We start from the raw sequence: 4,923 nt of genomic DNA, 5'->3' as shown, positions 1-4,923 counted from the left end.
GGGCAGCTCGGGCAGCTCGGCGTCGTACGGCGCGTCCCACCAGGTGATGACCAGTACACGGTCCACGGGGGCGCGGAAGGTCTCACGGCGCAGCGGCGCGGGGTCGAGCTCCTGGCGGCGGGCCCAGGACAGCAGCCGCTCGCCGCCGCCGTCGACGGCCCGCGCCTCCCACATCAGGGCGACGGTCATGCGTAGAGGTTCTTCCGGCTCAGCTCGTGCACGTGATCGTGGTCATGTACGTGTTCGTGATCGTGGTCGTCGTCGTGTCCGGCGGGGGCCGGGACATGCGGATCGGTCACCGGCAGCGAGGAGTCCGCCGACAGGCCCCAGGACGACACGGCCCGCCCGCGCGCCACCATCTCGGCGCCCAGCGCCGCGACCATCGCGCCGTTGTCCGTGCACAACTTGGGCCTGGGCACGCGCAGCGTGATGCCCGCGTCCTCGCAGCGGCGCTCGGCCATCGCGCGCAGCCGGGAGTTGGCGGCCACACCGCCGCCGATCATCAAGTGGTCGACGCCCTCGTCCCGGCAGGCGCGTACGGCCTTGCGGGTCAGCACATCCACGACCGCCTCCTGGAAGGAGGCCGAGACATCGGCGACCGGCACGTCCTCGCCCGCCGCCCGCTTCGCCTCGATCCAGCGGGCCACGGCGGTCTTGAGGCCGGAGAAGGAGAAGTCGTACGCGGCGTCGCGCGGACCGGTCAGGCCGCGCGGGAAGGCGATCGCGTCCGGGTCGCCCTCGCGCGCGATGCGGTCGATGACCGGGCCGCCCGGGAAGCCGAGGTTCAGCACGCGGGCGATCTTGTCGAACGCCTCGCCCGCCGCGTCGTCGATCGTCGAGCCGAGCGGGCGGACGTCGGAGGTGATGTCGGGCGCGAGGAGCAGCGAGGAGTGCCCGCCGCTCACCAGCAGGGCCATCGTCGGCTCGGGCAGCGGGCCGTGTTCCAGCTGGTCCACGCAGATGTGCGAGGCGAGGTGGTTGACCCCGTAGAGCGGCTTGCCCAGCGCGTACGCGTACGCCTTGGCGGCCGACACGCCGACCAGCAGCGCGCCCGCGAGCCCGGGCCCGGCGGTGACCGCGATGCCGTCCAGGTCGGAGGGGGCGACCCCGGCCTCCTTCAGGGCGCGCTGGATGGTGGGGACCATCGCCTCCAGATGCGCCCGGCTGGCGACCTCGGGGACCACGCCGCCGAAGCGGGCGTGCTCGTCGACGCTGGAGGCGACGGCGTCGGCGAGGAGGGTGTGGCCGCGGACGATGCCGACGCCGGTCTCGTCGCAGGAGGTCTCGATGCCGAGTACGAGCGGTTCGTCAGCCATGGGTCTTCGTTCCTTGTACGGAGCCTGCTGGTACGGAGGACAGCGATACGGAAGCCGGATCGGTCAGGCGCATCACGAGCGCGTCGACGTTGCCGGGCTGGTAGTAGCCCTTACGGATGCCGATGGGCTCGAATCCGAAGCGCTCGTAGAGGCGCTGCGCGCGCAGATTGTCGATGCGTACCTCCAGAAGCACCTCGCGGCATTCGAAGGCGGTGGCGGCCGTGATGAGGTCCGTCAGCAGCCGGGCGCCGAGCCCGGTGCCCCAGTGGTCGCGGGCGGCGGCAATGGTCTGCACGTCCCCGGTGCGGTCGACGACGGCGAGCCCGGCATAGCCGACCAGCCGGCCGCCCGCCTCGGCGACCACGTAGTGGCGGGTGGCGGCCGGGCCGCGGGCATGGGCGAGCTCGGACCAGAACATACCGGGCGACCAGGCGTCGTCGGGGAAGAGCTCCACTTCGAGCCGGAGCACGGGCTCGATGTCCCACCAGCGCATCTCGCGCACCACCGGGATCTGGGGCGTGCCGGGGGTCACCGGGGCGTGACCACCTTGTAGTTGGCGGGCACCTGGGCGTCGGGCCGGCGCAGATACAGCGGCCGGTTGGGCAGCAGCTCCGCACCGCGCGCGAGCTGCTCGGCGGCCAGCGCCGCCAGCGCCCCCGCCGACTGGTGCTCGGGCATTCCGGCCGGTACGTCCCCGAAGGCGTCCGGGTAGAGCAGGGCGCCCGCGCCGACGGCCGGCAGCCCGGCGACCCGCTCCCCGAGGTCCGCGGGCCGGTCGACGGCGGGCTCGGTCACGCGGGTGCGGGCGTCCTCGTACCGCGCCCAGTAGACCTCCTTGCGCCGCGCGTCCGTGGCCACGACGAAGGGACCGGTGAGGCCGGCCTGCCCGGCGGCGTACGCGATCCCGTCGAGCGTGCACAGCCCGTGCACGGGGATGTCGAGGGCCGCCCCGAAGGTGGCCGCCGTCACCAGGCCCACCCGCAGCCCGGTGTACGGCCCGGGCCCGACGCCCACGACCAGATCGGTCACCTCGCCGAGCGCGGCACCCGCCTCGGCGAGCACCCGGTCGACAGCGGGCAGCAGCAGCTCGCCGTGGCGCCGCGCGTCGGTCTGACGCGATTCGGCGAGGACGGCGGTGCCGTCGTGCAGGGCGACGGTGACGGCAGGGGTAGCGGTGTCAAGCGCGAGCAACAGCACGAGGACAGCCTACGGCGGCCCCGTGGGAGCGGGAGCACGGACCGGAGCGCGCGACCGTGGCGTGGGCGGAGGGCGCACCTCCCGGGCGAAGCCTGCGGGAACGAGCCGGAGCGCGCACGACACTGCGCACCCGCGCGCCGGTGCTACGGTCGGCTTGCCCCCTGTCCTCACGGCCGCCGCGGTCCTCGCGCCCCGGCCCGCGGCGACAGGGAGATCCGGACCTGAGGAGAGGGTGGCAAGCCGTGCCAAGGAGCAGCACCGGGACCGTCGTGGCAGCGCTCACCGCCGCCGCACTCGGCGGCGTCGGCGTCCTCGCCTACCAGGCCGCGGCCACCGCTCCGCCCCGCCCCGCCCACTCCGTGCACGACTCACAGGCGGGCGACTCAAAGTCCAAGCCCAAGGACAAGGGCAAGGACAAGGACGGCGGGAAGAAGTCCACCGCCCTGCCGGGCGACTCCGGCACCGGGCTGCGCGTGGTGTACGCGCTGGAGGACCGGCGGGTGTGGCTGGTGGGCGCCAATGAGCAGCCGACCCGCACCTTCGAGGTCTCCCCCAGCACGGCGAGCCCGAGCCCGGGGACGTACGAGGTCACCTCTCGGGTGCCGAGCACCATCGGCTCGGACGGGGTACAGATCGAACACGTCGTCGTCTTCGACACGGAAGACGGAGTCGTCTTCGGCTTCAGCGCGGCGGTCGACGGCTCCGCCCCCGACTCGAGCGCGGCGAAGAAGACGGGCGGCATCCGGGAGAGCCGCGCGGACGCCACGGCGATGTGGGAGTTCACACAGGCCGGTACGAAGGTCGTCGTCATCGCCTGACCCATCGCACCCCGTACCCAAAAGGGCTACGCCGCGTCGCGCCGCCGCTCGTCCTCCCCCTCGCATGCGGAGTCCTCCGCGGACTCCCCTGACCCGGGTCCGGCCGGCTCCTCGCGCGGCGCCGCGGACGCCGCGCTCGGCGAAGTGGACTCCGGCGGAGTGGACACCGCGTTCGCCGCCGCGCAGGCCGCCAGCAGCTCCCTCATCGTCGGGGGCCGGTCATCGCGCCGGCCCGCCTCGGCAGCGGGCTCTTGGGACGGCATGGATGCCTCCTGAGGGTCCTCGGGCGGTCGAGCAGGCACAGCAGGCGGCCAACTTAGGCACACCTAACCTGCCCTCCCTTCCCATGTGACCACGGGGGATGCCCCTCGCGCAACATTTTGCCGACGGCCTGTCGGAAACTTGTCGCCACCCGGCCCTCGGCCCGGCCCGGACCTCAGCCCGGCTCGAACCCCAGCCCGGCCCGCGGACCTCAGCCCGCCAGCGACGCCAGGTCCTCACCGGCCCAGCGCGGCCCGACCCCGGTCACCACCACACCCCGTACGTCCTCGGGCGCGGCCGCGGCGTCGTCCCCGACCGCCCGCTCGATGACGACGTGCAGCCGGTCGTCCGAAAGCCCCTCGACCTTCCCCTCGCCCCACTCCACCGCGATCACCGAGTCCGGCAGCGATACATCGAGGTCCAGGTCCTCCATGTCGTCCAGGCCGCCGCCCAGCCGGTAGGCGTCCACATGCACCAGTGGCGGGCCGTCGCCCAGCGGCGGGTGGACGCGCGCGATCACGAACGTCGGCGAGGTGACCGCCCCGCGCACCCCGAGCCCTTCCCCCAGACCGCGCGTCAGCGTCGTCTTGCCCGCGCCCAACTCGCCGGTGAGCAGCACCAGATCGCCTGGGCGCAGCAGTTTGGCGAGCCTGCGCCCCAGGTCCCGCATCTGCTCGGGGGAGGTGACGGTGATGCGCGGGGCAGCGGCGTACGGGTCGTCGGCGTGCGGGTTGTCCATACCGGCCGATGTTACGGCTCGGACCCGGGCCCTGACCGAAGTCGCCTACAAGGGCACGGGGCGGGCTGCCCGGGCACGGGGCGGCTGCCCGGACGCCGGGGGCGGCTATCCGCGCGCCGAGCGCCGTCGGCCGTTCCCGCCCCCGCCGGACGCGGCCCGCGGGGTGTCCGTGCCGACCGCCTTCGCCAGCAGGTCGATCAGATGTCCGTTCACCTCTTCGGGGTGCTCCAGCATCACGAGGTGCCCGCCCTCCTCGACGATCACCAGACTCGCGCCGGGCAGCACCTCCGCGATGGCCTCGCTGTGCTCCATCGGGGTGATGAGGTCCTTGTCGCCCGCCAGCACCAGCACCGGCAGCTCGTCGAAGACCGGCAGCGCCTCCGCCTTGTCGTGCTCGACGAAGGCCGGGTAGAACTCCGCGACCACATCGATCGGCGTCGCCTCGATCAGCCGCTCCGCGAACCGCGCGACCCCCGGGTCCACGTCCTTGGACCCGAACGAATAGCGCTTGATCACGCCCGCGAACAGATCGGCCGTGGCCCGCCGCCCCCGTTCGACCAGCTCCGCCTGCCAGCCCAGCGCCTTCAGCAGG

At 73.6% G+C, this 4,923-nt stretch carries 7 protein-coding genes and 1 pseudogene; 1 reads left to right on the top strand and 7 read right to left on the bottom strand.

What is annotated here, in order from left to right:
• The 4 genes and pseudogenes from CCN51_RS17115 to tsaB form a co-directional block, all read right to left on the bottom strand.
• Window positions 1–189, bottom strand: a pseudogene (locus CCN51_RS17115) (hypothetical protein); the annotation flags it as partial.
• A complete protein-coding gene (gene tsaD, locus CCN51_RS17110; RefSeq protein ID WP_014178823.1) occupies window positions 186–1,316 on the bottom strand; it encodes a tRNA (adenosine(37)-N6)-threonylcarbamoyltransferase complex transferase subunit TsaD in 1,131 nt (376 codons plus the stop codon). The pseudogene CCN51_RS17115 and the gene tsaD, both read right to left, overlap by 4 nt.
• Complete coding sequence (gene rimI, locus CCN51_RS17105) at window positions 1,309–1,809, bottom strand: ribosomal protein S18-alanine N-acetyltransferase (protein ID WP_043491216.1); 501 nt, start codon at window positions 1,807–1,809, stop codon at window positions 1,309–1,311. The genes tsaD and rimI overlap by 8 nt, the downstream gene beginning before the upstream one ends.
• A 35-nt stretch (window positions 1,810–1,844) precedes the next feature.
• Entirely contained in the window at window positions 1,845–2,513 is a 669-nt protein-coding gene (gene tsaB / locus CCN51_RS17100) for a tRNA (adenosine(37)-N6)-threonylcarbamoyltransferase complex dimerization subunit type 1 TsaB (protein WP_014178821.1), read from the bottom strand.
• 242 nt (window positions 2,514–2,755) lie between these two features.
• Here tsaB and CCN51_RS17095 point away from each other — a divergent pair, with 242 nt between their 5' ends.
• Entirely contained in the window at window positions 2,756–3,331 is a 576-nt protein-coding gene (locus CCN51_RS17095; RefSeq protein ID WP_106436418.1) for a L,D-transpeptidase, read from the top strand.
• A gap of 26 nt (window positions 3,332–3,357) precedes the next feature.
• Here the strand turns inward: CCN51_RS17095 and CCN51_RS17090 are convergent, their stop codons facing one another.
• From CCN51_RS17090 to CCN51_RS17080, 3 genes are all read right to left on the bottom strand, one after another.
• A complete protein-coding gene (locus CCN51_RS17090; RefSeq protein WP_014178819.1) occupies window positions 3,358–3,594 on the bottom strand; it encodes a hypothetical protein in 237 nt (78 codons plus the stop codon).
• Between the two features lie 209 nt (window positions 3,595–3,803).
• Window positions 3,804–4,331 (bottom strand): tRNA (adenosine(37)-N6)-threonylcarbamoyltransferase complex ATPase subunit type 1 TsaE, encoded by a 528-nt coding sequence (tsaE, locus tag CCN51_RS17085; RefSeq protein ID WP_014178818.1) that lies wholly within the window; start codon window positions 4,329–4,331, stop codon window positions 3,804–3,806.
• Window positions 4,332–4,436: 105 nt separating this feature from the next.
• A partial coding sequence (locus tag CCN51_RS17080; RefSeq protein WP_143675820.1) for an alpha/beta fold hydrolase occupies window positions 4,437–4,923 on the bottom strand: 487 nt, incomplete at its 5' end.

This window comes from Streptomyces milbemycinicus, assembly GCF_002154605.1.
GTDB classification, from domain to species: domain Bacteria; phylum Actinomycetota; class Actinomycetes; order Streptomycetales; family Streptomycetaceae; genus Streptomyces; species Streptomyces milbemycinicus.
The sequence above is the reverse complement of the archived record's forward strand: the minus strand, read 5'-3'. Positions and strand labels throughout refer to the sequence as shown.

Excerpts from the sequence above, each read along its gene's own strand:
- tsaD (WP_014178823.1), bottom strand. The coding sequence starts at position 1,316 with ATGGCTGACGAACCGCTCGTACTCGGCATCGAGACCTCCTGCGACGAG.
- rimI (WP_043491216.1), bottom strand. The coding sequence starts at position 1,809 with ATGCGCTGGTGGGACATCGAGCCCGTGCTCCGGCTCGAAGTGGAGCTC.
- tsaE (WP_014178818.1), bottom strand. The coding sequence starts at position 4,331 with ATGGACAACCCGCACGCCGACGACCCGTACGCCGCTGCCCCGCGCATC.
- CCN51_RS17090 (WP_014178819.1), bottom strand. The coding sequence starts at position 3,594 with ATGCCGTCCCAAGAGCCCGCTGCCGAGGCGGGCCGGCGCGATGACCGG.